Genomic DNA, 26,193 nt, shown 5'->3' on the forward strand with positions numbered 1-26,193 from the left:
CGGCGCTGCCCGGGCGCATTCTGGTGAAATCGGGGGACAAACCAAGATGCAATTAGGTTCGGGCGGCGCGCAGATATTGATCGTTGAAGACGATCCCGAAATCGGCAGGCTGCTGGCCCTGACCATGCAGGAAAATGGCATGATCCCGACCGTCGTCGAGGACGGGTATGTCATGCAGGCCCTGCTGCGCAAAAATACCTATGACCTGATCATTCTCGATGTGATGCTTCCTGGCGAGGACGGGATCAGCCTCTGCCGCAAGATCAGGTCGGGGAAGACCATTCCGATCATCCTGCTGACGGCGCTTGGCGAGGAAGTCGACCGGATCGTCGGCCTGGAGGTCGGTGCCGACGATTACGTCACCAAGCCGTTCAGTCCCAGGGAAGTGGTTGCCCGTGTCCGAAGCCTGCTCCGGCGGGCATCTTACGGTCTGGTGGAAACCAACAGCCAGCGCAAGCTGCGCTTCGACGGCTGGCAGATCGACCCGCTTCGTCGCCAGCTTCATGATCCAAGCAACGCGCGCATTGCCCTGACCACGACGGAATTCGACCTGCTGCTCGCCTTTTGCCGCAATCCGGGCCGGGTGATCACGCGGGAAGAGCTCCTTTCGCTGACCCATTCCGGCCTGGCGGGGCCGATCGAGCGCAGCGTCGATGTCCATATCAGCCGGCTGCGGCAGAAGATCGAGCGTGATCCCAAGGAGCCAACGCTGCTGCAGACCGTGCGCCTCGGCGGCTACACGTTCACCGCCAGGGTCGACGAAGCCTAAAGGCCCCCCAAATGAAAAGCCCGACCAAAAGGGCCGGGCTCCGTTGCTCCACATTGATGCCGAGCGCTTAGAATTTGTAGCCGACGAAAATCGATGTCGAGGGCTGGACTTTCTCCTTCACGATCGGGCTATCGGCCGCATCGCCTGTCAAGACGCCGACGCCCGCTTCGCCGCGAACCATCCAGTGTTCATTGATGAGGTAGGTCGCGGACAGGCTGACATCGACGCGCTTCAGACCTGCACCTGGGTCGTATTGCGGGAGGCCGGACGCGGCCGATTGGTCGGCGTTGACGCCGAAATAGGCATCCATGTGCTTGCCATTGGCAATGGTGGCCTCGACGCCGGCGCCGAGAATGAGCTGCTCTGTGACAGGGGCGGAGTATTCCGCGCCGATGGTTCCGATCAGGCTTTCGCTGCCGCCGATGGTCTGGTCGATCGCCGCATAGATTTCGAGCGGCCCCATTTCATAGGCGGCCTTCACGCCCACGGTCGCGGCGAAATCAATGTCGCCAAGGCCTTTGAGTTCATCAGCATCGCCTTCGTCGCGGCCGGCCTCGTAGCCGACCCGTGCGGAGAGGGAAAAGCCGTCGCGCTCGAAAGCCTTGATCGTCGCGCCGGTGGGATCGATTTCAAACCATTCGCCATAGGTGAAGATGAAGACGGGAATAGGGTTGATGGCAAATTTGTCGCCGCCTTCATATTCCGGCTCGAACATGGCGCCGGCGCCGAGAATGAGGCTCCAGTTGCGTGATGCGGGGTCCTTGGCGAAACGCTCGCCGTCGAACTGCTGGTCGGTTGGTTGCGGATCCTGCATCAGGTCGGCGGCCCGGGCGTTCAGCGTCGTTCCGGCGAGCGCAAGCGCCATGCAAAGCATGTGGCGCGAAACGCGTTGTTTGGCGGGGTAAAAAAAGTCCATGTTTGCTCCAGAGTGTATAGCCAGACCTGTCCGATCGTTCCGGACGGAGATGGGGGACCCTGGCTTTGTGGCATCTGCCGTTGGAGCCGTGCGTGATGTTGTGTTGCACTGTGTTAAGGGCGAAGGTGCGTCGCCTGTAACAAAACTTAACATGCTCGTCTTCCGCGCCACGATATGGTGTTTACGGCAGAGGTCTCTATCGCAAGTGCGTGCGGTCTGTTTTTCTTCGGAGGTTACATGCGCTTTCGATTGCCCCTTTGGCCATCGACGATCAACGGTCAGATCACCTGTATCATCATCCTTGGATTGTTGATTGTGATCGTGGGTGGCCCCATGCTTGAGCGGGCGGTGCGCACCGACGCAGACATATCGGATATCGAGCGGATGTCGGCGCGCGTGCATGCGATTTCGGGTATTCTCGCGAATACGGCACCGGAAGACCGAAATATCATCATGGATGCCGCGAAGCGGGATGGCCTGCAAGTGGATTTGCTGCCGCTGTCCGATTTGGCTTTGTTCAGGAGTTCGTCATCCACCGAGCCGACGATCCAGGTTATTCTGGAATGGATTTTCCCGCCGGACGATATTCCTGTTCCGCTGCAAGGCTGGAGAACATTCCTGAACGACCAGCGCGTGATTGCTGCCAAGGTGGATGACGAAACCATGGTCGTGCTGAGCGAGCTGCCGAAGACATTCTTCTGGAGCGACGATGTTCTTGGCCGGGGATCGAACTATCTTTTCGCATTGCTGACGCTGATCGGCCTGTTCTCAGCGTTTGCGGTCTGGGCAATCACCCTGCCTTTGCGCCGGATCGCGGCTGCCGCGATCAATGCCGATGCCTCGACTGGTCCTCCGATTTTCGAGGAGCGCGGCAGTGTCGAGATCGTGGCCCTGGCGCGCGCGTTGAACGATATGCGTAGCCGGATTTCCGATATGTTGGAAGGACGTACACGGATGCTGCGCGGTATCAGTCATGATCTGCGGACACCTCTGACGCGAATGAGATTAAGGGTCGAGCGCGTCACAGATGCGGGTCTGCGAGACGCCCTGTTGAAGGATATCGAGCAGACGGATCACCTCTTGTCCGAAAGCCTGGATTACCTGCGCGACGACTTCAAGCGCGAAGCGCTCGAACGTGCGGATCTCGCCTCGGTGGTCAGGACTATCTGCGATGAGTTTCAGGACATCGGCCATTCCGTGGAATACGAAGGGCCGAACCGGCTGGTCGGGAATTTCAAGCCGATCGCGTTGAACCGGGCGGTCTCCAACCTTTGCGAGAACGCGACCAAGTTCGGCACCGAAGTCCATGTCGGCCTGAGTTCGAAAAACGGTCTCATCACGATCGAAGTCGCGGACAATGGCCCTGGTATCCCGGCGGAGTTTCATCAGAAGGTGCTGGAACCATTCTTCAAATGCGATTCCGCACGCACCGGCGCCGACAAGGGGTTTGGCCTCGGTTTGTCGATCGTCTCGGAGATCGTGCAGGCGCATGATGGCGTGCTGCGTCTTGAAGACCGGCAACCGCATGGGCTGATCGTTCGCGTCACGATACCGGCGTGACGCGCAAAGCGCTGGTCAGAGTCGGACTCGCACAACGTTCAACGATATGCATATCCCGCAAGGCGCGTTTGTGCGACATACGCATGCGTTTTCAGCTCCTCTCGCACAGGATGCTGGCATCGAGCAGTCCCCAGCCATAGACGGGATCCTTGCCAGGCGGTCCAATATCCTGAGCCGACTGGGTGAGCGCGGTCTCTATCTCTGCTGGCGAAAGGTTTGGCCCGGATGCAAGCAAGACGGACACGGCTGCCGTAACGAAAGGTGCGGCGAACGATGTGCCGCTTTTTTGGCGTGAACCAGAGATGGAGGCTGCCGTCCAAACATTGACGCCGGGGGCAGCAATATCGATATGGCTACCCTGTACCGCCCGCCGATAGGCTTTGCGGGCGCTGTCGACGGCCGTCACCGCGACTACGTCATCGTATGCTGCAGGGTAGACCGGCTTCGCCTTCGGTCCATCGTTTCCGGCTGCTGCGACCAGTATGGCGCCCATGTCGATCGCGGCCTCGACGGCCTGTTCGAGAAGCAGGTTCGGCGGTCCTGTCAGGCTCAGGTTGATGACCCTGATGTCACGCTGTGTCAACAGATCGAGCGCGCGAACAAGATCGAACGCATTGGCAATGTCGGTGCCTTTTCTGAAGCGTCGGAATGCATCCACAGCGACGATCTCTGCCGCCGGCAGAAGGCCGGGGGACCGGCCCCCGGATGTTCCCGCGAGAAGAGCCGCGACGGCCGTCCCATGCTGCTCTCCCGACCTTCCGTCTTCCTTTTCATCCAGTCGCAAGACTTCGAGCTTTATGCCGGCAAATACCGCATGATCGGCATTGATCGCCGTGTCGATCAGGCCGATGGGGAGCGATTTCAGGCAAGCCCTGCCGCTGCCGTCTCCACCTGTCGGCCACCCCACCATGTGGCGCAGAAGCCCACAGCTTTCCCGCACACAGCTCGGCTGATCCAAAGATTCGGGCTGGTAGATATGATTGAAGTCGACCGTGGCCGAGGAACTTACAGCGACGACAGCGGCACGCGCCGCGTTCAGGTTCAGGCCGCGCGGTATGCTGAGCCGAACCATGTCGCCACCGACAAGACTAACCGCAATGCGATCTTCGACGGCAAATCCTTGTTGCTGCAGGCTGGCAATGGCGCTTTGATCGAGGCCGGTTGCGACGATTTCGTTCGGGACGCGCGTCGGAACGGCGGCCTGACGACGGACGGGCGCGCGGCGAAGTTCCCTTTCCGCGCGGAAAGGCCATCGAAAGACGTCGCGCAGCGGCCGGCTTTCGCCGCGGTAACCGCTCGATCCGCGATCTGCGCGTCCACTGCTGCGGCCGTCATCATCGCCACCGTCGTCGTCGTCATCGTCATCGGCGAATGCGACAGACATGCCGATCGTGAGGCTGTTGGGTTGCATCACCGGAAATGCAACGATGCCGGCGGCGGCGGTGAGCGAAATCAACATCAGGCGCAGCGCCCGCTCTGCAAGATAACTCAACATCTTTCTCTCCGCCTCCGGCTGCGCGCATTCATTCACATTCGCCGTTTACGTTTGACTCGACATCCTATTCCATCCCATGTCAAAGAAATCGCATGACAAGCGCAAGCCCTAGCGTGCCGGAAAGACTGGTGGCCTTTCTGCCGAATCTCCGGCGATTTGCCATATCGTTATGCCGTTCGCGTGAGCTTGCGGACGACTTGGTGCAGGCCGCATGCGAGCGGGCAATTCTCGCCGCAGACAGCTTCGCACCGGACAGCCGGTTCGATGCATGGATGTTCCGAATTCTGCGCAATCTCTGGATCGATCACCTGCGCCGGCAAAAGACGGCCGGACCGCATCAGGAACTTGATGAGGCGCGAGACCTGGTTGTGCCCTCTGGAGAATCTGCTGCTCATGCGCGCATGGACCTCGCTTTCGTCCTCGATGCTTTGCAGAAATTGCCGGAGGAGCAGCGCGAAGTTCTCGTTCTCGTCTGCGTGGAAGAGCTGAGCTACAAGGATGCAGCCGAGGTTCTATCCATTCCTATCGGAACCGTGATGAGCAGGCTGGCAAGGGCGCGGAAAAATCTCATCGAATTGACGGGAATAAGCTTCGGGGAGAAACGTTCGCTCGATAAGAAAGGCGGCGTTCTATGACAAAACAGAATTTCGACGATGAAACACTGATGGCGTTTGCCGATGGCGAACTTGACGAGGCGGAGACACTTGCTATCGAGGAAGCACTCGCCACGGATGACGCGCTTGCCGAGCGGCTGGCCGTTTTCATGGACAGCCGCCAGATGGTCGGCGACGCCTTGAAACCGCTGATCGACGAACCCGTGCCGGATGCCTTGCTTGCTTCAGTCCGGAAAATTGCGGAGGACGCGCAGAAGAAGACGGCAACGCCGCAAGAAAATGTGGTCGCGTTTCATTCAAGGCCGCAGGCTGATGCTTCCCTCAGAGCGAAGCCGCGGTGGCTTGTACCGCTCGCAGCCAGCGTCGTCGCCTTGATGAGCGGTGTTGTCGGTTTCTCCATCGGGCAATCCGGATCTGCTTCGAACGAATCCGCTGCCGCCATCGCGACAGCGCTCGATCGCGAGCCATCGGGGCAGGATGTGCCTCTCGGCGCCACCGGCTCTGTCCTCCGCCTGGTTTCCACGTTCCAGGCCGAAGGCGGCGAGCTGTGCCGCGAATACGAATTGCGGGAGGCAGGCAGCCGCACGCTCGCGGTTGCCTGCCGGATGGACGATGCCTGGACGACACGCCTTGCGCTGACGACGCCTGTTTCCGAAGGTTACGCTCCAGCTTCGTCCCAGGAAACTGTTGACAGCTATCTGGCCACTATCCAAGCCGGCGCGCCGCTTTCGAGCGACGAGGAAAAGCAGGCACTCAACCGATAAGCGACAATGATTGCTCCTGTGCCCGTTGTGCGCCGGCTATGGCGCACTTCCTTATGAAACCCGGAAGACAGCTCCCACGCCTTTCTTTGGTGCTGAAGGCCAGGATGTTTTTCCTAGAAAAGCCAAAAATTCTTCGGTCATTCGGGAATATGATCGTGTCAGCGTCGTTCTTCTCTCATCCCGTTACCGAGGAGAACAACGATGGCACTCACACTTCTGAAGAAACCGCAGCCGCGTCTCACTTTTCTTTGCCGCAAGGAAGATGAAGGTGTGATACCCGCTCCCGTTCGCGCGAAGACTGCCCTGCCTGAATGGTTCCGCAAGCTGCCACCGGTCGATACCGCACATGTATCGGCAACAAACAGCGGCATAACGGTCAAGCGCTGCATGCCATTTATCGATGCGATGGCGGCCGGCTGGGTCATCGGGCTAGCAGCCACCGTGCGCATGGACATTTCCGAAGGCGGCCGCCGGGTGGATTGCGGCTGGGATTTCGACCGGACACTCGTCAGCAACCACGCCAGCCACCAAGTTGCGGGCAATCCGCGCGAGCCCCTGCCTCCGTGCAAGTTTCATAACTACTGGACAATCCGTACGCCGCCCGGCTGGAGCTGCCTGTTCGTTCCGCCGTTGAATCGTCCGAACGGCGTGTTCGAGATCGTTGCCGGCGTTGTCGATACCGATACCTATCAATCCGAAATTCATTTTCCGTTCTTCGCAACGGGCGAAGATGGCCTGCACGTTCTGGAGCGCGGAACGCCGATCGTGCAGGTCATTCCCTTCCGCCGGCAGACATCCGATCTGGACGCGGATATCCGTTCCGAGAGCGAGACCGAAGGCATGGTTCGCACGACAATCCTGCGAAAAACGCTCGCTGCGGATGGCTGGTATCGAAAGTTCGCGCGCGCGCAACGATAAGTGTTCGCCACCGAATGGATCTTATCACCGCCGCCTTCGCAGATCGCGGCGGCGAAGCCATGTTCTACAATATTTCAGATTAAATAATTGATATTATTAATTTTCTTTGGAATAGACTTTGTTCTCCGACGTTTCTCCGCTGCAGCCAACAAGGCTGTTCATCAAGGAGAAACACCATGAAAAAGCTTGTTGCAGTTTTCGTTTCATTTTTGCTGGCAGGCATCGCCGCGCCGGCCCCGGCGGTGGCGGACGATGATCCGGTCTCGCGCTTCCTGCAAAAAATGGCGCGACATCACCAGACGAGCCACTCCCGCTACAGCCGCGACCGTGATGACGACCGGCGCGGCAGCTGGAGCTCCAACCGCGACTCAAACTCGTCGCGGAATAGCAATTCGAATTCGAACTCCAACCGCAATTCGAATTCATCGAGCAATTCGAGTTCGAACAGCTCGTCCAATTCTTCCAGCAACTCCAGCTCCAATTCATCATCCAATTCCTCTTCCGACGACGATTGATGTCTGATCGCAAGAGAAGGGCGGTTCAAAGTTCTTCCCAGCCCGCGGCTCAGCATGGCTTGGAGGCGCAACATTGATTAGCAAGCGATAGCGCCTGCAAGTGATCACGTCCTTACATCAACACAGACTTCGGGCCGGCTGTTGGACAGACAGTCGGCCCGAATTGTGTTGCCCGCTTTTGGCCAGGCAACTGCCGGAGCTTTGTTTTCGCGGTATCGCATAAAATCCCGCGTAGGACGGAATAAGCCGGAAACCCCTTCGTTCTTCCCATCGCAACAGGGCAATGGTGCCCCGCAAACATGTGGAGATGAACGATGGTCACGAAACGCGGAAACGACGACGCAAATAGGCTCACCGGGACGAACGACACCGACTACCTCTATGGTCGTTCTGGCGACGACCTGCTGTACGGCTACGGCGGAAACGACTTCCTGTACGGCGAAGAAGGCAACGATACGATCGACGCAGGCGGCGGCCACAACCAGATCTGGGGCGGAGAAGGCAATGACCGTATTGTTTCAGGCAGCGGCAACGACAGCATCTGGGGCGGAGAAGGCGATGATACCATCAATGCCGGCAGCGGCAATAACCGCCTGAGCCTGTCCGAGGGCAATGATTACGCCGTCACGGGCAGCGGCAGCGATATCATCAGCGGGGGCGAAGGCAACGATGTCATCTATGCGGGGGCTGGCAACGACAACCTCAGCGGCGGCGAGGGGGACGATAACATCTATGGCCAGGCCGGCAATGACCGTATCGTCGCCCACGAAGGCAACGATATTCTGAACGGTGGCGCTGGCAACGATATCATGACCGGAGGCGAAGGCGCCGACGTGTTCGTCTTCAATGGCGGCCGCGATGTCGTCACCGATTTCGAAAACGGTGATGATCGGATCGACGTGTCATACTACGGCCGTTTCGACAGTTTCTCCGACATTCGCGCCGCGTCCAGCCAGTCGGGCAGTGATGTCATCGTCAAGTCCGGTCAGGACTATATCGTGCTCGAAGACACGCGTCTCAACCAGCTGAGCCACGACGACTTCCTCTGGTAGTTTTTTGGGGGGTCGGGAACGCCGGCATGAATAGAAGACCCTGCAACACACGCCACTGGACTCTTTCGGTGGCGTCTGCTTTTCACGACCCGCCCCGCTCTGTACTGCGCGCGTCACAAAACTCTGCTCCCGATGCCAACTCATACTTTGCTTGACCCGATTTATTCCGGCAGACCTTCTGAAGTTCGTGGAAGTCATGTGCTGGCCGAAGGTTCCTCCACACGTCACGGAGCGCGGCGCATGTCAGATGAGGATCGACGTGGGTGCCTGCATGGTTTCGATGTGGAAAGTAACCCCTATGACTGTGTATGTGGCACGTTTGTCCGCAAGATATCCAGGTCAACACCGATGCGTTCTCTTTGTCGCTGGAGCCGATCTTGAATGGCAGGATAGCCCATATGATCTACGCACCACCACCCATATTGCAGTAGCGGTTGTGTCGGAGAGCAGGCTGGCGATGAGACGGCCTATATCGTCCGGCTCGCTTACGCGCCAGCGAAGTCGGTTCTTCTGTCATGTCAGTTTCCATTGAAGGCGTTTGCGGGGTAGACGGCTTCCCAGCTTGAATTCGAGCCTGTTGCCAGCGTCCAGATCGTCTCGGCAGCCTCTTTCTCTTCAAGCACGTTTCGGCATCCAATTGCTCAACCGGACGACCCGAAGCGTGTCGCTGACCGATGCAAGAGCGATGCTGCTGGCGCAACTGTCGCCGGCTTTCAGCGAGATTGGCTCGGCGCTCGATGCCCTCAACCAGTTTCGCGACACGCCGTTTGGCAAGGTTCGCAACGCGCCCAATTCGGTTGAACCCTTCGTATTCTGATCGGTCATTGGTCCGCTGATTGCAGAAAACCCCAGTGTCCAGCGGGAAATCGTCGCGACCGACCGCCTCGTCGATATCGTGGAGGAGGGATTCGATGCCGGCATCCGTCTCGGGCAAGTCGTAATTCCTATGGCAGAAGGCGTTTCACGGTGAAGCGATGACAGCGGCTCCGGCTGCATCGAACAGCGATAAGCGGACATTGTCGATATGAATACCTACCGTCTCGCCGATGCCGAAGCCGATGTCCGCAGGTGCGCTGACGTTGATCAGCCCAAGTTCAGGATTGCGCACAAAAACAGAGGTGGTGCCGCCAAGGTACTCGCGGGCTTCGACCGTTCCCCGGCAGTGACCGTTTTCCGGCGCAACGAGCGACAGATGCTCGGGACGCGCGCCGAGCTGCACGGGCGCCGCGTCGCTCCTTAACGGCATTTCAAGCAACCCTTGACCTGAGAGATCAAGCTGGCCATCGCCATTTCGCTTGCAGGGCAGAATGTTCATCTTCGGGCTGCCGATGAATTGGGCGACGAAAAGATTGGCGGGGTTTTCATACAGTTCGTGTGGCGTACCCTGTTGCATAACGCGGCCGTCTTTCAACACGACGATGCGATCCGCCAGCGTCATCGCCTCGACCTGATCGTGGGTGACGTAGATCATGGTGGCGCCCAGCGAACGGTGGAGCTTGGCAATCTCGAGCCGCATATCCACGCGAAGGGCGGCATCCAGGTTCGACAGCGGTTCGTCGAACAGGAAGCCGACCGGTTCGCGCACGATCGCCCGCCCGATGGCAACACGCTGGCGCTGGCCGCCGGACAGTTCTTTCGGGTAGCGGTCGAGCAGCGGGGTCAATTTCAAGGTATCGGCTGCCGCATCCACCTTGGCTCTGATCGCGCCAACCGAAAGCTTGGCCAGTTTCAGGCCGAAGCCCATGTTCTGGCGAACGGTCATGTGCGGGTAAAGCGCATAGGACTGGAACACCATGGCGAGCTTGCGCTCCACCGGCAAGGCTGCAGTCACGTCGTGTCCGTCGATGACGATCTGGCCGGACGTCGTGGCCTCCAACCCTGCGATCATCCGCAACAAGGTGGACTTGCCGCAGCCGGAAGGACCGACAATGACGACGAACTCGCCGTCGGCGATCTCCAGGTCGAGATCCCTGATGATCTCGACAGTGCCATATTGCTTGCCTGCCTTGCGCAGCGAAATCTTACCCATGGTATTCTCCTGAAATAAGATCAGCCCTTGACCGCGCCGGCCGTCATAGACCCGCTGATCTGGCGATACATGATGAGACCGAGCAGGACGGGCGGCAGTGCGCCGACGACCATGACGGCTGAGGCGACGCCCCATTGCACGCCGCCCCCGCTGGCGGCGAAGAAGAAGGACGCGCCGACGGTGATCGGCACCGCCTTCGACGTGGTCAGCATCAGGCCGAACAGGAATTCGTTCCATGCGGTGATGAAGCCGAAGATCAGGCTGGTGACGATGGCCGGGCGACAGACCGGCGCAATGACACGCAACAGGATCTGCCGGCGATTGGCGCCGTCCATCAGGGCTGCCTCGTCGAGCTCGCCAGGGAGGTCGCGGATGGCATTGACCAGTATAACCAGAGCGAGCGGCAGGTTGACGATCGAAAGGATCAGACCAAGGCCGAGGCGGGTATCGAGCAGCGCCAGCCACTGGAACATCATATAAAGCGGGATCGCGAAGATGATCAGCGGTACGGCTCGCAAGTTGACGATGAACGGTAAGAGCGTGCGTTCCCCGAGCCGGCCGCGAGCGATCGCATAGGCCGCAGGCAGTGCAAGCGCGACTGCAAGGGTAGTTCCGATCAGGGCAACTGTGATGCTGTTCAACAGATAGAGAAATATGTTCAACCTGTCGGATACCTGGAACACCGCAAGATAGTTGTCGAGTGTCGGCGCCTGTACCCACAGTCCGGGGTTGGTCGACAGTTCGCGCGCGCTCTTGAAGGACGTGACGAGCGTGACAAGGATCGGAAAATTCATGGCCAGCGCCGCGATGGCGAAGACGAGCCAGCGAAGGGCGTTGATCATCTGAGGGCTCCCTTGCGACGGCTGGCAATGAAGTTGAGGCCGTAGAGGACGGCGAAGGAGACGGCAAACAGGATCACGGACGCTGCGACCGCCTTGCCGATAGCCCCCTGCTTGAAGAAGGCCTCGTAGATGTAGATCGATAGCGAGGCCGTGGAGCCGCCGGGGCCGCTGCCTGTGAGAACGTAGACGTTGTCGAAAACCCGGAAGCCATCAATAAAGCGGATGAGAAGGGCGACAACGATCGTCGGGGCCATCAAGGGCAGTTCAACATACCACAACAGATGCCACCGCCGCGCGCCGTCCATGGCGGAGGCCTCGACGATCTCGGTGGGGATCGCCCGATAGGCCATGTAGAACAACAGCAGGGCAAAAGGCGTCCACTGCAAGGTTTCCACGACGATCAGCGTCCAGAATGCGGAGGTAGGACCGAGGAAGGAGACACTGGTGCCGAACCAGGCCCAGAGATAATAAGGCACCGGGCCGGCGAATTCGTGCAGCACGAGTCGGTACATCAGACCGACCAACGCCGGTGCCACCATCAGCGGCAGCATCAGGATCGCCATCAACCAGCTGCGCCTTTCGATCAGCGGCGACAGGAAGATAGCAAGAACCAGCCCGAGTGCGCATTCGAGCAGCGCGGTCAGCGCCCCGAAGCGAAATGAAAACCAGCTGGCCTGCCAGAATGCCCTGTCGTTCCAGACGGCGGCAAAATTGGACAGACCGGTGATCCTGGGCTGGCGCAGCGTCTCGAATGATACGTCGGAGACGGAATAGATCAGGTTGACGATTGCCGGAAAGCCGAGAAAGACCAAAAGGAACAGCACGAGCGGCATGGCCAGCAGCCGAAACTCCGAAGAATGGGCGCCCTGTGTGTTCATCGAACCGCTATCCTTCGTGTCGCAACTGGGTAGGCGTTCATCTGGCATGTCCGTTTGGTTGGGAGATTGCTAGGGTCTGTCAGAACCTGACAGAACCCTAAATTTCTTTGATTTCGTTTGTCTTTTCGGGAAAACGGTTCCCACTTTTCTCTGACAAACTCTAGGCGGCCCCACGTCGCTGCGTCGGTTCTTGCGGTTGATGCTGGCGGCGATCAACCCGTCGCCAGCAAAGCCGTTACTTGAGCAGTTCAGCCATGCCCTTTTCGGTATTGGCAAGTGCATCGTCCAGCGACTGTTGGCCGGACCAGTAGCCGGTGAATTCCTTGGCCTGAAGTTCATAGACAGACAGCGCCTTTGCAGCGGTGCCGCCGTTCATGACATAGCCGTATTTGGACGCGAACTCGCCGAGCTTGACGAGATCAGGGCGTTCCTTCGCGACTTCGGTGACGACTTCCGGCGTCAGCGCCGGGGCGCCGTTGTTCCGGGCGTAGGTCAGGGCAGCTTCCTTCGAGGAAAGCCACTTGATGAAAGCTTGGCCACCGGCCTTGTTTTCAGCGTTCTTGTTGAGACCGAAACCGAGGCCGTGGATGTGTGTAAAGCGACCTTCAGGGCCAGCGGGCGGAGCAACCGTTTCCGTGACGTCGGCGACGGTCGGCGACTTTTCCTTGCTGGTCAGGTCGGATGCGGCAGCATTCCACTGCATCATCGCGGCAACCTGGCCCGACGTGTAGGCCGCATTGGCTTCGGCAAATTCGTACGACAAGGAATCGCTCGGTGTCGCGCCGGCATCGTAGAGCAGCTTGTAGGTCTCGAGCCCCTTGCGGTAGGCATCGGAATTGACCGTGATCTTGCCGCTCTCATCCATCCAGTTACCACCAAAAGCACGTGGCAACGACTGGAACACCATGATGTTGAACAGGAGGTTCTTGAGCTGCAGGACCGTGCCGTAGCGCGTCGGGCTGTCAGGATTGACGGCCTGGGTGAAATACAGCGCGGTTGCGGCGTAGTCATCCCATGTCCATTCGTCCGGGTTCTTCGGCTCAAGCTTCTTGCCAAGGTGCTTTTCAGAGATTTCGGCATACTTCGCCTTGGCGGCGTCGTCCTTCATCAGGGCCTCGACCAGGTCCTTGCGATAGTACATGAAGTGCATCGAAAGGTCGGTCGGAACACCGAACTGCTTGCCTTCATATTGCATGGTCTTGAGCACGGATTCGCCGTAGACCGAGGCTGCCTCGCCCGATAGTTCGACCGGTTCCATGAACGGCGCATACCGGCCGATGGAATAGGTTGCCAGCAGGTTGACGTCGAAAGCCTTGGAACCGGCAGCGAGGTCGGCCTGGAGCTTGTCCCAGAAGCCGTCGCGGTTGAAAAACAACAGCTCAACCTTGTCGTTTTCGGCGACATCGGATTTGGCATTGTAGACATCGGCTGCCGCGCGCAGCGCCGTTTCCTCCGGACCGCCGGGCCAGCCCAGCACGGTTACCTTGGCAAAAGCGGGGCTGGCCAGCAGGCTGGCGATGGCAACGGCCAAAAAGCCGCCTTGCTTGATCTTTGTAAATGTCATGTCCGTTCTCCTCGTTGATGATTTTTTGCAAGATCGGCGATGCCCACGACGCCGACATTTTCCCCAAGGGCGGCGGCGTGGATTTGCGGTTTGAGCCGGGGCGGCAGGTCTTCCAAGGCCTGGCGCACGGCATCGAGATAACCCGTAGCAAGCCCGATTCCGCCACCGATGACGATGCGTGGTGGATCGAGTGCAAGATGGATATTCCGGCAAAGCTGTGCAGTCTGGCGTGCCGATGCGCCAATGATGTCCTTGGCCCAGGAGCTGCCCGTGGCTGCAGCCGCGAAGACATCGCGTGCCGTAGCCCCCGGGTGATGGTCCTTGGCCCGACTGGCTATCCAGCGACCTGAAACCTGATCTTCCAGCGTGCCGGCAACATCCTCGGCGACGCGGAACTGCCCGAAATGGCCGGCAAGGCCCAACATCGGTTTGCCGTTGACGACGATACCGCCGCCGATGCCGGTCGATATGGTCAGAAATACCATGTCTTCGTTTTGGCCAGCGCCGAAACGGTATTCGCCCCAGGCTGCGGCCTGCGCATCGTTGGCGGCTAGAACCGGCACTCCAGAAAGGCGTGCAACCGTTTCTGCAAGAGGAAAGCGATCCGGGAGATCAAGCGTGTTGCGATTGAGCGCAGACCAGAAGCCTTGATCCACAATGCCGGTGACCGCCGCACCCGCCGTCGCGTAACGCCCCTGCCACGACGTGATGGCCGTAAACAGCGCTTCAAGCCACTGCTCCGGATTGCCGCCGCGGGGTGTCGGCATCTTGTGGGTTTCCAGGACAACGCCTCCGCGCACCAGTGCGGCAAGCATCTTGGTGCCCCCTATGTCGAGTGCGAGAACAGTGTCCGGGTCGATCATGCGGGTCGTGCTCCGGCCGAAGCGAGGGTGTCATCGAGCGCGGCGCGGAACCAGGAGGTGACGTGTTCCGGGCGTGTGATCGCGGAACCAACCACCACCGTGAAGGCGCCACTTGCAAGGGCTTTCGAGGCTTGCTCGGGAGTGCGGACGTTACCTTCAGCGATAACATGAGGCGTAAGCTTCGAGGCCGCCGCGATCAGCGCGAAATCGGGCTCGGTGGGTTCGATCGGCCCGGTATATCCGGCGAGTGTGGTGCCGACGATCTCGGCGCCCTCAGCCAGTGCCCATTCAACGTCGGCCAGAATGGAGCAATCCGCCATGGCGATGCGGCCATGTGCATGGATACGGTCAATCAGAGTCTTGGTGTCGACGGGGCGGATGCGCTGGGTTGCGTCATAGGCGATGATATCTGCACCGGCTGCTACCAATGCATCAACATCCTCGATCCATGGCGTGATGCGCACCTGCGTGTCATCAAGGTCTCGCTTGACCAATCCGATAATCGGCTTGTCTGTTGCCGCACGGACGGCGCGGACATAGTCAGCCGACTCGATGCGGAGCCCCGCGGCGCCGCCATCCAACGCCGCTAGACCGAAGCCGACCACCATCGCGGCACTGTCCATCGCGCCACCCTTTACCGGCTGGCAAGATACGATCAGTCCATTTTTCAAAGCTTGAATGTCAAGCAGCACATCCGGCTCTCCTGTTGCCTGATCACGGTAACAGGACAAGACCAGATTGCAACAGGACTTTAACTGGTATTATCGCATAAGCTCAATGACGAAGTCGTAGACGTCGCCGCGATATTTGGTTTGCGTGAACTCAACGATCTGGCCGTCGGCAAGAAAGCAGCGTCGCTCCATCACCAGCAGACTGGTATCTTCCGGGGTGCCGAGAAGGTGGCACTCCTCTTCGCTGGCGGGCTTTGCCTGCATCCGTTGAAGGGCGCGCACGGGAAGCGCGCTGTGGGCCTCCAGATATTCATAGAGAGATGCCTGGATCGCCTGCGGGTTGGGCACGAAGCGTGCCGGCAAGGTCGCGATTTCGATCGCGATGGGGGTATTGTCGGCTGTGCGCAACCGCTTTAGCCGAACGACTTTTTCGTTCCCGGAAATCCCCAGGGCCATCATTTCGGCGGGTGAAGGTCTTGAAATATCACGCGAAATCCATACGCAACCAGGCTCCAGCCCACGGGAGCGCATATCCTCGGAAAAGCTGGTCATGGTCGCCAGCGATTTCTCGAGACGGGATGAAACGACCGTTTTGGCACCTTGGCGACGATCGAGGAAACCGTCTGAAACCAGATTGTCTATAGCCTTGCGTACTGTCACCCGAGAAATGTCGAGAGCCGCACACAATGCGCGTTCACTTGGGATGACGGCACCGCGCTTGATATGTGCTGCCCCGATCGCCGCCTTAATCGCGTCTTCAAGCTTGCGATAAAGCGGCTCGCCACTTTCGCTGGCCATAGCCTTTGTGAGGAGGGTTAGAACCGCTACATCGCTCAATCGAAGCACTCGCTTAAAAGAGCTTCCTTATGCAAAATTTTTTTTAACAGGTAAACTGGTATTGTTATTCCGCGACCAGTTTGCTTTATTTTGCCTGTTTTTCCCGCTGGCGCTGGCGACTTGTCGATTACTGGTCAGATGACACCGTGGCCGGTATCGTGGTCTGAGCGCGAGCTGTCGAAGCTTGCCCTGACATTTCGCGCCGATTCGGGCTATCATGGCATGCGGCAGGCGGAACTGGAACCGCAGCCGACGGGCACGCGGGTGACGGTGGTGGAGCGGGCCACAATCGACAGTCCGCTCGGCTGCGTCATGGCTCGACTGTTCTTTGATCCGCAGACTTTTGCGGAAGTTTATCTGCAAGCGTTTCGGATCCGCCAAGGACCCGCATGTCTTTATGCTGGCTTCAACCTTCGCTGGCGTGCCGGCCGGCGCGATGATGCTGATCTCCTCACCGGGCGAAATCGCCCGCTATATCGCCGTTATTCCTTCAGGCGAAACGCGCACGATCGCCCGCCTTCGCAGCGATTGCTACGCGCGCCAAGGCGGCTGCCATGTACCCGGTCACCACAGCGATCTATCTGCGCGTCGTGGCCGAAGTGGCGCTGCGGTGATCTGCTAGTTCTTTCCCAATCGGGTGATGCAAATCAGATAAAGGCTCCAAAGTCGACTTGATCAAAGCGGCGGGCAGCACCTTCTGTCCGATGAGACATCTTTGGGCGTCGCCAAGATCGTTCGCATTTTATTAAGTTTGTTCGCAAAGAGTCATGACGGGGGGACGATCTAAAACTGGACCGGCGAGTTTAGCTCGGGCTTGCAGAAGGAAACGGCCATGTGCTCTCGTACCGTTCTCATTGTTGAAGACGAACCGCTCATCAGAATGATGCTTGCCGAGGCGCTCTGTGACGAAGGCTATTCGGTCATTGAAGCCGGAACCGCTCTCGAAGCAATGGCCGTTCTGGGCATCAATGACGTTAGCGCAGTGGTCACTGACATCGACATGCCGGGCGGGCTGAGCGGCCTTGATCTCACGCGTTATGTGGCCTCGTGCCGCAAGGGACTTCCTGTGATCGTCACGTCCGGTGGACATCTTTTGAGGGAGGAGGAGCTTCCAGGCGGCACGCGGTTCTTAGCGAAGCCATACCAACTGCGACAAATTCTCGACATGCTGCTTGAAGCAGTGGCGGCTGGCGCAAGCGTCGAGGCCAACGTCGGTCGTCTTCGCGTAGCCTAAACCTCTGGCACTGCGCCTGAAATCGACGGGCGACGGTGCCCGTTGGACAACCCCGTGCACGCAACGGCGTTGAACGAACGGCGACGATCACAATGAGCCTCAGGTCAGCAGGTAGCGTGCTCGCAGCTGGTGGTTGCCAAGCTCAACCTTCCGCCTCGCGTGCGCTCTCTGACACAATCAGGCCACGCAAAGCGCCGCACCTGGGATCGGCCCCCTCAAATAGCCGCTCGGGTGATATCCACCCGATCGAGATGCCGATCGCCGTCGCCGTCGCCCAGCCGGGTTCGTTGCCGGCCCTCTCGATGAGGCGTGGACCCTCGATAGCCAGGCATTGACGCGACTGCTGCACGATTTCCACCGGCATGTTTGCACGATCGATATGTTCCCGCATCTCGGCGTGAAGCGGATCAACGACAAACAGAGTAAAAATCCACGCGGCGATATCTGCGATCATCATTCTGGTCCCATGCTTACGGCATCTGTCAGTTAAGGTCCGACATCGTGAAAGCGCCGAGGGCTTTCACCAGAGGGGCCCGGACCAGCGGGTCGAGCATGATTTGGGAAGCGGATGAGAGGTGTTCAAGGCCGCAGAGCCCTTGACGACGCAATTCGCTTGGTCGAGCACACAGCAGCTCGGAGGGTGCCTACATTTTCAAAAGTCTTTCACGGACTTGGCTGGTCGGGCCGCAGTGTTACGAAAGTTCCGGAGCCGTCAAGCCGCTCGCTGATCAGCGCGAAAGACTGTCGCGCGAGATCGGCGATGGCGGAGCGGTTCTTTTCGAGAAACGCATCCGAGGTGACCTTGATGGTCCGGACGGAGCTTGCCGTGGCAGTAAAGAGCGAACTCCTCATCACGTCCGGGCATAATCGCCCCTCTTGATCAGCGCAGCAGTCCATCGAGATCGAAATCCTCCCACCCGCGGAGGTTCGACGTGAGATCGTCGGTGCCTTCGTCCGTCTTTTTCTCCTGCTTCTTTTTCTTTGAAAGCCGCGTCACCTTACTCTGGTATGCAGCCTTCGCTCTCTTCTCTGCCTTCGCCTCCGCATCCTCAACACGCCACTCGTCGACGACACCCCGGTCAAGAAGATCCTCGACCACTTTCGGATCGAAAACATGGAAGGTGATCTGGCGGGCGCGTCCTGCAAGTCTCACGGTTCTCGTGCCGGCGCTGGGAAGGCGTCCATCTGCCAGCCAGCGATGCCGCTCGCTCGTTTTCATTCCAAGGATGTCCTGGATTTCGCGCGGGATGACGGGAAGGGACGGCCCTTCTGCCACAGCCTTGGAGATCACCGATGCCGCGGCGTTGAAAGCAGTCTTCGCTTCGGCTGGCATCGCCAGAATCAGATCGACCCCGTCGAGCGAGATTGCTTTCTTGGAGGTGGCGGGAAGTCGCGCCTGGATTTCTTGAAGAAGCCCCTTTGCCCGCACGGACGACCCCATGGTGACCGATGTCGACAAGGTCCACGTCCTGATCAGCTCAATGTCGTTCTTTTCGCGTTTCGCCATGCCGCCTAGATGGTGCGAACCTCATCGTCGTTCAATGCACCCGGTCTGCAAGGTGGTGATGAAGCTGGGTAGCGGTGTTCCCGACCAGGCGGAGACACAATACCGATTAATGCTGGAAACCCGTAACATCGCGAGCAAGCCGTTGCTTCGCGACGCAACCTCGGGCGCTCAACCTCTTGAGAATTCGCGGGCAGCTTGAATGAATGCTGTGAACGCGGCCGGTGGGTTCTTCCGGCCGGGGTAGTACAGCGCTAGTGGCGCCAGAGACGGTGTCCAGTCTTCCAACACACGGACAAGCCGACCGGCAGCGATGTCATCTCGCACGTCCGCCTCCATAACGTAGCCGAGACCGATGCCATTGCGCGCCGCGATCCGGACAAGACTTGACTCGTCCAGGGTGATCGAGCCCTGCACGTCGATCTGTAGCGCTTCCCCGTCTCTCTCGAATTTCCATCGGAACAGCGCGTTGTTGGGAAGGCGGGCGCGGATGCAGCGAAACCGGTAGAGGTCTGCTGGGACGTTTGGCGTGCCATGCGTGCGCAGGAATTCCGGCGACGCGACGACGGCGTTGCTGCGTTTGAGGCCGAGTGGTACGGCGATCATGTCAGCGGGAACGAGATCCGCCGGCCTCAGGCCAAGGTCGAAGCCCGCTGCGACGATATCGACGATCCGGCCTTCCGTGACCAGGTCGATATGCACCTGCGGATAGCGCTGGAGGAACGAGAGAATCAGCGGCTCCATCACCTCTCGGGCGGCGGTGGCAAACGCGTTGATGCGCAGTGTGCCGCTCGGAATTTCCTGCAACGACTGGGCCGTCTGCATCGCGTCACGGATATCGGTCACAGCCGGCCCAACCCGCTCGACGAATGTTCGCCCCGCATCGGTGAGCGACACGCTTCTAGTCGTCCGGTTGAACAGGCGGATGCCCAGTCGCTGCTCAAGCTTTGCGATCGAATTGCTCAAGGCAGTGGTGGAGATGCCGAGATCAAGGGCGGCGGCTCGGAAGGATCCGAGGCGGGCGATCGCCAGAACGGCATCGAGTTCAGCAAGAACGGATAGAGTCATTGTCCCTCTTTTCGCAACGTATCATCCTTGTTTATCCGACTTATCCCGTCAATGGGGGTGATCTACCTTTCTGTCAGTCGACTTCCAAGGGGGTCGAACCGCATCCGTCGAGACAGAGAGAAGGACTGGAAAATCCAATGACGATCACGTTACCAAAGGCCATCAAAGCCTATTTCGAGGCAGACCGGACAGGCGATCCGGATGCCATCGCTGGCACCTTCACCGAAAACGGTATCGTGAAGGATAAGGGCAAGATCCATAAGGGACGAAATGCCATCCGCGCATGGATGGCTGATGAAGCGCAGCAGTACAGCTACACGGTCGAACCCTTCTCGATCGCGATCGAGAACGGCAAGACCCAGGTAACGGCCCACGCAGTTGGCGACTTCCCTGGCAGCCCGGTGGACCTGCGTTTTATCTTCGCCCTGTCGGACGAGAAGGTTGCCGAGCTGGAGATCACCGTATGAGCGCTTTTCTTACCCTGGAGGGCCGTCGGGCTCTCATCACCGGCGGCACCTCGGGTGCAGGCGCGGCGACCGTGGCGCTGTTCAAGGAACTCGGCGCCCGCGTGCTGACCACCGCTCGCAAGAAGCCGGCACACTTCTCCGGCGCAGCCTTCATCGAGGCCGACCTCACCACCGTCGATGGGGTTCAGACTGTCGTTGACGCTGTTCACCGGGAGCTTGGCGGACTGGATATTCTGGTGAACGTGTTGGGCGGCTCCTCGGCACCGTCCGGCGGCTTCGCCGCGCTCACCGAAGCCGAATGGGAAAAGGAATTCAACCTCAACTTCTTTCCCGCCGTCAGGCTGGATCGGGCGCTCATTCCCGGAATGATCGCCCAGGGAAGCGGGGTCGTCATTCACGTAACCTCGATCCAGCGTGCCCTTCCGCTGCACCAGGCGACAACCGGCTACGCATCGGCGAAGGGCGCGCTTAACACCTACAGTAAAAGCATCTCCAAGGAGGTTTCGCCGAAGGGGGTGCGGGTGGTGCGGGTTTCCCCCGGCTGGATCGCCGATCCGGGCTCCAATGGTCTCGCGCTTCGCATCGCGGAGGAAGCAGGCATCAGCTACGATGAAGCTGTGCAGACGATCATGAACTCGCTCGGGGGCATACCGCTGGGTCGGCCAGCCAGGCCGGGAGAAGTCGCCGATCTCATCGCCTTCCTCGCCTCGGATCGAGCATCGTCTATTACCGGGACAGAGCATGTGATCGACGGCGGGACGGTTCCCACGGCCTGAACCTCCAGGCCAGTCTACTGCCCTTGCAGGTCAGGCGGGTGCATCCCACCCGCCGATCTGCGAGTAGATCGCATCGCGCAGAAACCGCACGTCGCGGTTCAGGGCAGCGAGCTGCGGTGGCGTCTGGGTCGAGGCTGCAAGCAAGGTATCGCTGAGACAACCGGCCCTGTGCTGCAATGCGCGCCCCTGGTCCGTCAGCGCTACCAGAACCTGGCGCTCATCGCTGAGATTTCGTGTCCGGCGCACATGCCCGGCGGCTTCCAGGCGTTTCAGAAGAGGTGTCAACGTGCTGGATTCGAGAGCAAGCTGGTCGGCGATGGAAACCACGGTCTGCTTGTCGCGCGCCCAAAGAATGTTGAGGACGAGATATTGCGGATATGTCAGTCCGAGCTCGTCGAGGAGCGGTTTGTAGGCACGCTGAATTGCAATTCCGGCGGTATAGATAGCATAGCAGAGCTGGTCGCGCAGGGGCGGGGGATCGTTGTGGCGTTGGGTCATTTTGAACTCCTGTGCCCGCACATATAATCGAAAATATCACGAAAACCAATATCGCGATAAGAATCATGTTGACGCGGGTCGCAACATCAGGCAGCTTATAGATATCGCGATAACAAATATCGCAGTAACTAAGAGGAAAAAGCCATGTCACGCAAGACCATCACCACCATTGCCGCAATCGCGTCCGCGGCCTCCCTTTCCGTTGCCCTGCCGGCCGAGGCCGGTCAATCGCTTCCGCAAGATCAATCCGTTCGGAATGTCGTTCTGGTTCACGGTGCATTCGCTGATGGTTCCGGTTGGAAGGGCGTCTACGACAATCTTACAAACCGCGGCTATCGCGTCACCATCGTGCAGAACCCGCTGACGTCGCTTGAAGACGACGTCGCTGCCGCCAAGCGCGCCCTTGAGCGGCAAGATGGTCCGGTCATTCTCGTTGGACACTCCTGGGGCGGCACCGTCATCACGGAAGCCGGGATCGATAAAAAGGTGAAAGGCCTTGTCTATGTCTCCGCTCTCTCCCCGGATGCTGGCGAGACGACGGCCCAGCAGTACGAGGGATTCGCGCCTGCGTCCGAGTTCGTGATCGAGACCACGAAGGATGGTTTTGGCTATGTGAGCCCAGCCAAGTTCAAGTCAGGTTTCGCGCACGACGTCAGCGACGCCGATGCCGCGTTCATGCGGGATGCGCAGGTTCCAATCAATCTGTCGGCGTTTGCCACCAAGCTCGAGAATGCGGCATGGCGCTCCAAGCCCAGCTGGGCGGTTATTGCGACGGAAGACAAGGCCTTCGACCAAGCCATGCTGATCCATATGGCGGAGCGCATCAACGCCAAGATCACCAAGGTATCGGCGAGCCATGCCCTGTTCATGACGCAGCCGGCGGCCATCGCCGATACCATCGACGAGGCGGCCAAGGCTACATCCGCGAAAGGTCAGTGAACGGTGCGGCGCTATCGGGACGGTCAAGAGCACTCCCGATAGCGCTGGTGAACATCCCTTAACGACCAGCACTGCGGAAGCGAGATACCGGTTGTGAACCGGATCCCCGGCTCCAATCCCTAGGCATTCCTCGCATTCCGCGACCTCAACTTCGACAGCTTATCTGAAACAATTCACGGAGGAACGCTCGTGAAACCCTATACCCATGACAAAAATGTGCCCACAAACTCCGTTTATCCGCAGAAGGTCGGCGGCAATGTCTTTGATTTCATCGTTTGCGGGGCAGGGTCCAGCGGCTCGGTTATTGCTGCGCGGCTTGCTGAGGACGGGAACGCCAGTGTTCTGCTGCTTGAAGCCGGTGGAGACGATCAATCCGAAACCGTATCCAACCCCGCGCATTGGCCGCTTAACCTCGGATCGAGCCGGGACTGGGGGTTTGTCGGAGAACCGACGCCCGGTTTGGATGGGCGACGTCTTCCTCTCAGCATGGGCAAGGGCCTGGGCGGCGGTTCGAGCATCAATGTCATGGTGTGGGCGAGGGGACACAAGGCGGACTGGGATTACTTCGCAACCGAGGCCGGTGACGATGCCTGGGGATACGAGTCGATCCTCCGCTACTATCGCAGGATCGAAGATTGGCAAGGCGCCGTGGACCCGGTTCGCCGCGGAACTGGCGGGCCTGTGCATGTTGCGCAGCCTTTGTCTCCACAGCCGGTGGCAGAGGCCCTGTTAAGCGCTGCGTCCGCTGTGGGCGTTCCGATTTTCGGTTCGACCAATGGTGAGATGATGGAGGTCTCCGGAGGTGCGTCGATCGCCGAGTTGCGGATCCGGGATGGCAAGCGAGAAACGGTGTTCGACTCTTATGTTCGTCCAATGCTGTCGCGTCCGAACCTGACGGTGATGACCGGTGCGTTGGTTACGCGCGTCATCTTCGATGGTAAGCGGGTGACAGGGGTGGAGGCTCTGGTGGATGGCCGCCATTGCCAGTTCATGGCGCATTGCGAAACGGTTCTGTCACTGGGGGCGATCAATACGCCGAAGATCCTCATGCAGTCCGGGATCGGCCCGGAAGAGGAGCTGCAATCGCATGGTATTCCAGTGGTGCAGGACCTGCCGGGTGTCGGTCGCAATCATCAGGATCATCTCGCTTTCGGCTGCACCTGGGCCTATCGAAAGCCGGAAGCTGTGGGCGGGAGCGGCTGCGAGGCGAACATCTACTGGAAGAGCGACGCGCGTTTGACCCAGCCGGACATTCTCCAGTGCCAGCTGGAATTCGCGGTGCCTTCGCCATCCGAAACGGGTCTCCAGACACCGGAACACGGCTGGTCGATGTTCAACGGTCTTGCACAGCCGAAAAGCCGCGGACGGTTGAGGCTCTCCGGTTCTGGTATAAACGATCCTGTGCTGATTGAGCCGAACTCCCTCAGTGAGCCCGAAGACATGGCAGCCGCGTTGGCCGCAGTGGAATTGTGTCGCGAACTCGGAAACAGCGATGGTTTCAAGCCCTTGGTAACGGGTGAAACCGCTCCTGGCCCGCGCAGCAGGTCAGGCATGATCGATTTCATCAGACGCTCGGCCGTCACCTACTGGCACCAATCCTGCACCGCCAAGATGGGACGTGACACCATGTCGGTCGTCGATAGCGAGCTTAAGGTCTACGGCATAGAGGGTCTTCGCATTGCAGACTCCTCCATCCTGCCGCGGATCACCACCGGCAATACCATGGCGCCTTGCGTGGTGATCGGGGAGCGGGCGGCTGATCTGGTCGGGAAGTCGCATGGTCTCACGGCCGTCAGCGATGCCGTTGCCAAGGTAAAATGAAGCGGGTTGACCATCGCTCGACATAGCGTCCTGGGAGGACGTCGTTGTGAGGTTGTCTTTGTCAGCCTGCCTCAAACTGTCCCGCCGAAGGCAGGCATCCATGTCACGGCGTTCGATCCCGAAGCGCGAGATAGACATTTGCTTGCCGATGGGACAGTTCGGCCCACGCGGCGCTTGTTGCCAAATCCGGATCGACCTGTTCGGCAAGGCGTGACATGGCATCGGCGGCTGCGTGGAAACCGGAATACCATCCGGCGCCGACGGCCGCCGACATGCCGGCACCGAGTGCGGACGCTTCATTCGACAGGCTGCGGATGACTGGAAGCCCGGCTGAATCCGCTACCATTTTCCGCCACAGCGGACTGCTTGCGCCGCCCCCGATGACAAAGATGCGGTCGGCTGCGACGCCCCTTTGCCGCATTTCATTGAGCGAGCGCACGAACTCCAGGGTAATCGCCTCCATCGACGCACGATAGAGATGCGCCATACCGGCTTCGGGCCCCATGCCGGTGAAACTTGCCCGTGCGTTCTCGTCCCAGTGGGGGTCCATGCAGCCCACAAGATAGGAGCATACGGTAACGCCGCCGGAGCCGACGCCGAGCTTACTTGCTTCAGCCTCCAGCCGTTCGAAGATGCGGGCATCGTTGCGACCGCCGGCGAAGGTGTCCAGCAGCCAATTTATAAAGTAGGCGCCGCCGCGCTGGCAGCTTTCCAGGAGATAACCTTCGCCGCTCGGGGAGGCCAGGGTGCGCCAGTAGCGGCTGAGCTCCGGCGTTTGCGACCATCCCCCGCCAACGACTGCCGTGCCGAGGTTCAGATAGACGGCGCCGGGATTGATCGCATTGACGCCGAGCCCGGCGCAGTTTCCGTCGCCGCCGCCCGCAAAGACGGGCGTGCCAGCACGCAGTCCCGTTGCAGCGGCCGCTTTCGCCGTGACGCGACCAATGGCGGCGCCCGGCTTGTTGAGCGGCGGCAGCTTTTCGAGCGGAATCGCGAGATGGTCCAGGATCTCGCGCGACCAGACCTTCTTTTCGATATCGAGAATGCCGAACGGATCGCCGCTGGTCCAGCTGGCCTGCGCTTCTCCCGTCAGCTTCTGCGTCAGGAAGTCGTGAACGCTGAGGATCTGTGCGGCATTGTCGAGAAGGTCCGGCTGGGTTTCGCGGAAAAATCGCAGGCGGTAGACGCAAGGGATGACGTCGATCGGTTTGCCGGTGATTGCGTGGAGCCGCTCTTCACCGATCTCCGCGGCAAGCGTGCGCACCACGTCCTTCGCGCGGCGGTCGAGCCAGAGCGTCGCCGGTGCAAGCGGCTTTCGATCCTTGTCGAGCAAAACCATGGTTTCGCGCTGGTTCGATATCGCGATGCCATCGACCCGGGCGGGGTCGATCTCGCACATCAGCGATGAAAGCGCCATGCAGGCCGCGGTCCACCAGTCGTCGGCATCCTGTTCCACATGCAGGGGATGCGGCGTTGAAATAACATGCGCTGCCCGGCCTTCGGCGCGCGGCGTGCCGTCCGCGGTCCAAGCGACCGCCTTGACCGATTGAGTCGATGAATCCATGCCGATGACGTATCGTTCGTCGGGCCGCATGCTTT

27 protein-coding genes and 2 pseudogenes are annotated in these 26,193 nt (G+C 59.6%); 14 read left to right on the forward strand and 15 right to left on the reverse strand.

The genetic code is table 11. From position 1 onward, the window contains the following. Positions 1 to 46: 46 nt before the first annotated feature. Positions 47 to 769: a response regulator transcription factor gene (locus BLX89_RS03680; RefSeq protein ID WP_075289314.1), complete on the forward strand. Its 723-nt coding sequence runs from the start codon at positions 47 to 49 to the stop codon at positions 767 to 769. A gap of 67 nt (positions 770 to 836) precedes the next feature. Here BLX89_RS03680 and BLX89_RS03685 read toward each other — a convergent pair whose 3' ends face one another. Beyond that, positions 837 to 1,685 (reverse strand): MipA/OmpV family protein, encoded by an 849-nt coding sequence (locus BLX89_RS03685; protein ID WP_075289315.1) that lies wholly within the window; start codon positions 1,683 to 1,685, stop codon positions 837 to 839. 237 nt (positions 1,686 to 1,922) lie between these two features. Here BLX89_RS03685 and BLX89_RS03690 point away from each other — a divergent pair, with 237 nt between their 5' ends. Further along, positions 1,923 to 3,245 (forward strand): ATP-binding protein, encoded by a 1,323-nt coding sequence (locus tag BLX89_RS03690; RefSeq protein WP_075289316.1) that lies wholly within the window; start codon positions 1,923 to 1,925, stop codon positions 3,243 to 3,245. 91 nt (positions 3,246 to 3,336) lie between these two features. On the opposite strand, the gene BLX89_RS03695 is transcribed toward BLX89_RS03690, so the two are convergent. Further along, complete coding sequence (locus tag BLX89_RS03695) at positions 3,337 to 4,740, reverse strand: S8 family serine peptidase (protein ID WP_075289317.1); 1,404 nt, start codon at positions 4,738 to 4,740, stop codon at positions 3,337 to 3,339. A gap of 92 nt (positions 4,741 to 4,832) precedes the next feature. On the opposite strand from BLX89_RS03695, the gene BLX89_RS03700 reads away from it, so the two are divergent. The 3 genes from BLX89_RS03700 to BLX89_RS03710 all read left to right on the forward strand — a co-directional run bounded on the left by BLX89_RS03700 (position 4,833) and on the right by BLX89_RS03710 (position 7,036). Next, on the forward strand, positions 4,833 to 5,375 hold the full coding sequence (locus BLX89_RS03700; RefSeq protein WP_075289318.1) for an RNA polymerase sigma factor: 543 nt from the start codon (positions 4,833 to 4,835) through the stop codon (positions 5,373 to 5,375). Then, positions 5,372 to 6,118, forward strand: a complete 747-nt coding sequence (locus tag BLX89_RS03705; RefSeq protein WP_075289319.1) for an anti-sigma factor family protein — start codon at positions 5,372 to 5,374, stop codon at positions 6,116 to 6,118. The genes BLX89_RS03700 and BLX89_RS03705 overlap by 4 nt, the downstream gene beginning before the upstream one ends. A gap of 201 nt (positions 6,119 to 6,319) precedes the next feature. Continuing rightward, a complete protein-coding gene (locus tag BLX89_RS03710) occupies positions 6,320 to 7,036 on the forward strand; it encodes a DUF6065 family protein (RefSeq protein ID WP_075289320.1) in 717 nt (238 codons plus the stop codon). 313 nt (positions 7,037 to 7,349) lie between these two features. Here BLX89_RS03710 and BLX89_RS24865 read toward each other — a convergent pair whose 3' ends face one another. After that, positions 7,350 to 7,529 carry a hypothetical protein gene (locus tag BLX89_RS24865; protein ID WP_075289321.1) on the reverse strand — a complete coding sequence of 60 codons (180 nt, stop codon included), beginning with the start codon at positions 7,527 to 7,529 and terminating at the stop codon, positions 7,350 to 7,352. 336 nt (positions 7,530 to 7,865) lie between these two features. On the opposite strand from BLX89_RS24865, the gene BLX89_RS03720 reads away from it, so the two are divergent. Together BLX89_RS03720 and BLX89_RS24930 are read left to right on the forward strand one after the other, a co-directional pair. Next, positions 7,866 to 8,603 (forward strand): calcium-binding protein, encoded by a 738-nt coding sequence (locus BLX89_RS03720; RefSeq protein ID WP_075289322.1) that lies wholly within the window; start codon positions 7,866 to 7,868, stop codon positions 8,601 to 8,603. 583 nt (positions 8,604 to 9,186) lie between these two features. Continuing rightward, positions 9,187 to 9,543, forward strand: a pseudogene (locus BLX89_RS24930) (LysR family transcriptional regulator domain-containing protein); the annotation flags it as partial. A gap of 21 nt (positions 9,544 to 9,564) precedes the next feature. On the opposite strand, the gene BLX89_RS03730 reads toward BLX89_RS24930, so the two are convergent. From BLX89_RS03730 to BLX89_RS03760, 6 genes and pseudogenes are all read right to left on the reverse strand, one after another. Beyond that, positions 9,565 to 10,632: an ABC transporter ATP-binding protein gene (locus BLX89_RS03730; RefSeq protein WP_075289323.1), complete on the reverse strand. Its 1,068-nt coding sequence runs from the start codon at positions 10,630 to 10,632 to the stop codon at positions 9,565 to 9,567. A 20-nt stretch (positions 10,633 to 10,652) separates the two neighbouring features. Further along, positions 10,653 to 11,474, reverse strand: coding sequence for a carbohydrate ABC transporter permease (locus BLX89_RS03735; protein WP_075289324.1), 822 nt, complete (start codon positions 11,472 to 11,474; stop codon positions 10,653 to 10,655). Next, positions 11,471 to 12,352, reverse strand: coding sequence for a carbohydrate ABC transporter permease (locus tag BLX89_RS03740; protein WP_075289325.1), 882 nt, complete (start codon positions 12,350 to 12,352; stop codon positions 11,471 to 11,473). The genes BLX89_RS03735 and BLX89_RS03740 overlap by 4 nt, the downstream gene beginning before the upstream one ends. A gap of 235 nt (positions 12,353 to 12,587) precedes the next feature. Continuing rightward, positions 12,588 to 13,916 carry an extracellular solute-binding protein gene (locus BLX89_RS03745; RefSeq protein ID WP_075289326.1) on the reverse strand — a complete coding sequence of 443 codons (1,329 nt, stop codon included), beginning with the start codon at positions 13,914 to 13,916 and terminating at the stop codon, positions 12,588 to 12,590. Beyond that, a pseudogene (locus BLX89_RS25400) lies at positions 13,913 to 15,402 on the reverse strand (putative N-acetylmannosamine-6-phosphate 2-epimerase). Before BLX89_RS25400 ends, BLX89_RS03745 begins: the two are co-directional and overlap by 4 nt. Before the next feature lie 138 nt (positions 15,403 to 15,540). After that, a complete protein-coding gene (locus tag BLX89_RS03760; protein WP_075289329.1) occupies positions 15,541 to 16,287 on the reverse strand; it encodes a GntR family transcriptional regulator in 747 nt (248 codons plus the stop codon). A gap of 397 nt (positions 16,288 to 16,684) precedes the next feature. Here BLX89_RS03760 and BLX89_RS03765 point away from each other — a divergent pair, with 397 nt between their 5' ends. Together BLX89_RS03765 and BLX89_RS03770 are read left to right on the forward strand one after the other, a co-directional pair. Next, on the forward strand, positions 16,685 to 16,909 hold the full coding sequence (locus BLX89_RS03765; protein WP_143523481.1) for a hypothetical protein: 225 nt from the start codon (positions 16,685 to 16,687) through the stop codon (positions 16,907 to 16,909). Between the two features lie 210 nt (positions 16,910 to 17,119). Further along, complete coding sequence (locus tag BLX89_RS03770; RefSeq protein ID WP_075289331.1) at positions 17,120 to 17,521, forward strand: response regulator; 402 nt, start codon at positions 17,120 to 17,122, stop codon at positions 17,519 to 17,521. A gap of 142 nt (positions 17,522 to 17,663) precedes the next feature. Here BLX89_RS03770 and BLX89_RS03775 read toward each other — a convergent pair whose 3' ends face one another. From BLX89_RS03775 to BLX89_RS03785, 3 genes are all read right to left on the reverse strand, one after another. Next, positions 17,664 to 17,978 (reverse strand): hypothetical protein, encoded by a 315-nt coding sequence (locus BLX89_RS03775; RefSeq protein WP_342587585.1) that lies wholly within the window; start codon positions 17,976 to 17,978, stop codon positions 17,664 to 17,666. Positions 17,979 to 18,184: 206 nt separating this feature from the next. Next, positions 18,185 to 18,376 carry a hypothetical protein gene (locus BLX89_RS03780; RefSeq protein WP_143523482.1) on the reverse strand — a complete coding sequence of 64 codons (192 nt, stop codon included), beginning with the start codon at positions 18,374 to 18,376 and terminating at the stop codon, positions 18,185 to 18,187. Positions 18,377 to 18,401: 25 nt separating this feature from the next. Further along, entirely contained in the window at positions 18,402 to 19,028 is a 627-nt protein-coding gene (locus BLX89_RS03785; RefSeq protein WP_075289333.1) for a hypothetical protein, read from the reverse strand. Here BLX89_RS03785 and BLX89_RS24765 point away from each other — a divergent pair. Beyond that, on the forward strand, positions 18,961 to 19,227 hold the full coding sequence (locus BLX89_RS24765; RefSeq protein WP_198935127.1) for a hypothetical protein: 267 nt from the start codon (positions 18,961 to 18,963) through the stop codon (positions 19,225 to 19,227). The genes BLX89_RS03785 and BLX89_RS24765 overlap by 68 nt on opposite strands. Here the strand turns inward: BLX89_RS24765 and BLX89_RS03790 are convergent. Then, positions 19,197 to 20,093 carry a LysR family transcriptional regulator gene (locus BLX89_RS03790; RefSeq protein WP_075289334.1) on the reverse strand — a complete coding sequence of 299 codons (897 nt, stop codon included), beginning with the start codon at positions 20,091 to 20,093 and terminating at the stop codon, positions 19,197 to 19,199. The genes BLX89_RS24765 and BLX89_RS03790 overlap by 31 nt on opposite strands. A 137-nt stretch (positions 20,094 to 20,230) precedes the next feature. Here BLX89_RS03790 and BLX89_RS03795 point away from each other — a divergent pair, with 137 nt between their 5' ends. Together BLX89_RS03795 and BLX89_RS03800 are read left to right on the forward strand one after the other, a co-directional pair. Then, on the forward strand, positions 20,231 to 20,560 hold the full coding sequence (locus BLX89_RS03795) for a nuclear transport factor 2 family protein (protein ID WP_075289335.1): 330 nt from the start codon (positions 20,231 to 20,233) through the stop codon (positions 20,558 to 20,560). Beyond that, a complete protein-coding gene (locus BLX89_RS03800) occupies positions 20,557 to 21,336 on the forward strand; it encodes an SDR family oxidoreductase (protein ID WP_075289336.1) in 780 nt (259 codons plus the stop codon). Before BLX89_RS03795 ends, BLX89_RS03800 begins: the two co-directional genes overlap by 4 nt. Before the next feature lie 30 nt (positions 21,337 to 21,366). On the opposite strand, the gene BLX89_RS03805 is transcribed toward BLX89_RS03800, so the two are convergent. Then, positions 21,367 to 21,834, reverse strand: coding sequence for a MarR family winged helix-turn-helix transcriptional regulator (locus tag BLX89_RS03805; protein WP_075289337.1), 468 nt, complete (start codon positions 21,832 to 21,834; stop codon positions 21,367 to 21,369). A 144-nt stretch (positions 21,835 to 21,978) separates the two neighbouring features. Between BLX89_RS03805 and BLX89_RS03810 the strand changes: the two genes are divergently transcribed. After that, complete coding sequence (locus tag BLX89_RS03810; protein WP_075289338.1) at positions 21,979 to 22,773, forward strand: alpha/beta fold hydrolase; 795 nt, start codon at positions 21,979 to 21,981, stop codon at positions 22,771 to 22,773. Positions 22,774 to 22,962: 189 nt separating this feature from the next. Continuing rightward, complete coding sequence (locus tag BLX89_RS03815) at positions 22,963 to 24,594, forward strand: GMC family oxidoreductase (protein ID WP_075289339.1); 1,632 nt, start codon at positions 22,963 to 22,965, stop codon at positions 24,592 to 24,594. 103 nt (positions 24,595 to 24,697) lie between these two features. Here the strand turns inward: BLX89_RS03815 and BLX89_RS03820 are convergent, their stop codons facing one another. Further along, on the reverse strand, positions 24,698 to 26,188 hold the full coding sequence (locus BLX89_RS03820; protein WP_075289340.1) for a xylulokinase: 1,491 nt from the start codon (positions 26,186 to 26,188) through the stop codon (positions 24,698 to 24,700). Positions 26,189 to 26,193 lie beyond the last annotated feature (5 nt).

The sequence above is a fragment of the Pararhizobium arenae genome, assembly GCF_001931685.1.
Taxonomy (GTDB): domain Bacteria; phylum Pseudomonadota; class Alphaproteobacteria; order Rhizobiales; family Rhizobiaceae; genus Pararhizobium; species Pararhizobium arenae.

Excerpts from the sequence above, each read along its gene's own strand:
- BLX89_RS03680 (WP_075289314.1), top strand. The coding sequence starts at position 47 with ATGCAATTAGGTTCGGGCGGCGCGCAGATATTGATCGTTGAAGACGAT.
- BLX89_RS03685 (WP_075289315.1), bottom strand. The coding sequence starts at position 1,685 with ATGGACTTTTTTTACCCCGCCAAACAACGCGTTTCGCGCCACATGCTT.
- BLX89_RS03690 (WP_075289316.1), top strand. The coding sequence starts at position 1,923 with ATGCGCTTTCGATTGCCCCTTTGGCCATCGACGATCAACGGTCAGATC.
- BLX89_RS03695 (WP_075289317.1), bottom strand. The coding sequence starts at position 4,740 with ATGTTGAGTTATCTTGCAGAGCGGGCGCTGCGCCTGATGTTGATTTCG.
- BLX89_RS03700 (WP_075289318.1), top strand. The coding sequence starts at position 4,833 with ATGACAAGCGCAAGCCCTAGCGTGCCGGAAAGACTGGTGGCCTTTCTG.
- BLX89_RS03705 (WP_075289319.1), top strand. The coding sequence starts at position 5,372 with ATGACAAAACAGAATTTCGACGATGAAACACTGATGGCGTTTGCCGAT.
- BLX89_RS03710 (WP_075289320.1), top strand. The coding sequence starts at position 6,320 with ATGGCACTCACACTTCTGAAGAAACCGCAGCCGCGTCTCACTTTTCTT.
- BLX89_RS03720 (WP_075289322.1), top strand. The coding sequence starts at position 7,866 with ATGGTCACGAAACGCGGAAACGACGACGCAAATAGGCTCACCGGGACG.
- BLX89_RS03730 (WP_075289323.1), bottom strand. The coding sequence starts at position 10,632 with ATGGGTAAGATTTCGCTGCGCAAGGCAGGCAAGCAATATGGCACTGTC.
- BLX89_RS03735 (WP_075289324.1), bottom strand. The coding sequence starts at position 11,474 with ATGATCAACGCCCTTCGCTGGCTCGTCTTCGCCATCGCGGCGCTGGCC.
- BLX89_RS03740 (WP_075289325.1), bottom strand. The coding sequence starts at position 12,352 with ATGAACACACAGGGCGCCCATTCTTCGGAGTTTCGGCTGCTGGCCATG.
- BLX89_RS03745 (WP_075289326.1), bottom strand. The coding sequence starts at position 13,916 with ATGACATTTACAAAGATCAAGCAAGGCGGCTTTTTGGCCGTTGCCATC.
- BLX89_RS03765 (WP_143523481.1), top strand. The coding sequence starts at position 16,685 with ATGCTGGCTTCAACCTTCGCTGGCGTGCCGGCCGGCGCGATGATGCTG.
- BLX89_RS03770 (WP_075289331.1), top strand. The coding sequence starts at position 17,120 with ATGTGCTCTCGTACCGTTCTCATTGTTGAAGACGAACCGCTCATCAGA.
- BLX89_RS03775 (WP_342587585.1), bottom strand. The coding sequence starts at position 17,978 with ATGATGATCGCAGATATCGCCGCGTGGATTTTTACTCTGTTTGTCGTT.
- BLX89_RS24765 (WP_198935127.1), top strand. The coding sequence starts at position 18,961 with ATGGTGACCGATGTCGACAAGGTCCACGTCCTGATCAGCTCAATGTCG.
- BLX89_RS03785 (WP_075289333.1), bottom strand. The coding sequence starts at position 19,028 with ATGGCGAAACGCGAAAAGAACGACATTGAGCTGATCAGGACGTGGACC.
- BLX89_RS03790 (WP_075289334.1), bottom strand. The coding sequence starts at position 20,093 with ATGACTCTATCCGTTCTTGCTGAACTCGATGCCGTTCTGGCGATCGCC.
- BLX89_RS03795 (WP_075289335.1), top strand. The coding sequence starts at position 20,231 with ATGACGATCACGTTACCAAAGGCCATCAAAGCCTATTTCGAGGCAGAC.
- BLX89_RS03800 (WP_075289336.1), top strand. The coding sequence starts at position 20,557 with ATGAGCGCTTTTCTTACCCTGGAGGGCCGTCGGGCTCTCATCACCGGC.
- BLX89_RS03805 (WP_075289337.1), bottom strand. The coding sequence starts at position 21,834 with ATGACCCAACGCCACAACGATCCCCCGCCCCTGCGCGACCAGCTCTGC.
- BLX89_RS03810 (WP_075289338.1), top strand. The coding sequence starts at position 21,979 with ATGTCACGCAAGACCATCACCACCATTGCCGCAATCGCGTCCGCGGCC.
- BLX89_RS03820 (WP_075289340.1), bottom strand. The coding sequence starts at position 26,188 with ATGCGGCCCGACGAACGATACGTCATCGGCATGGATTCATCGACTCAA.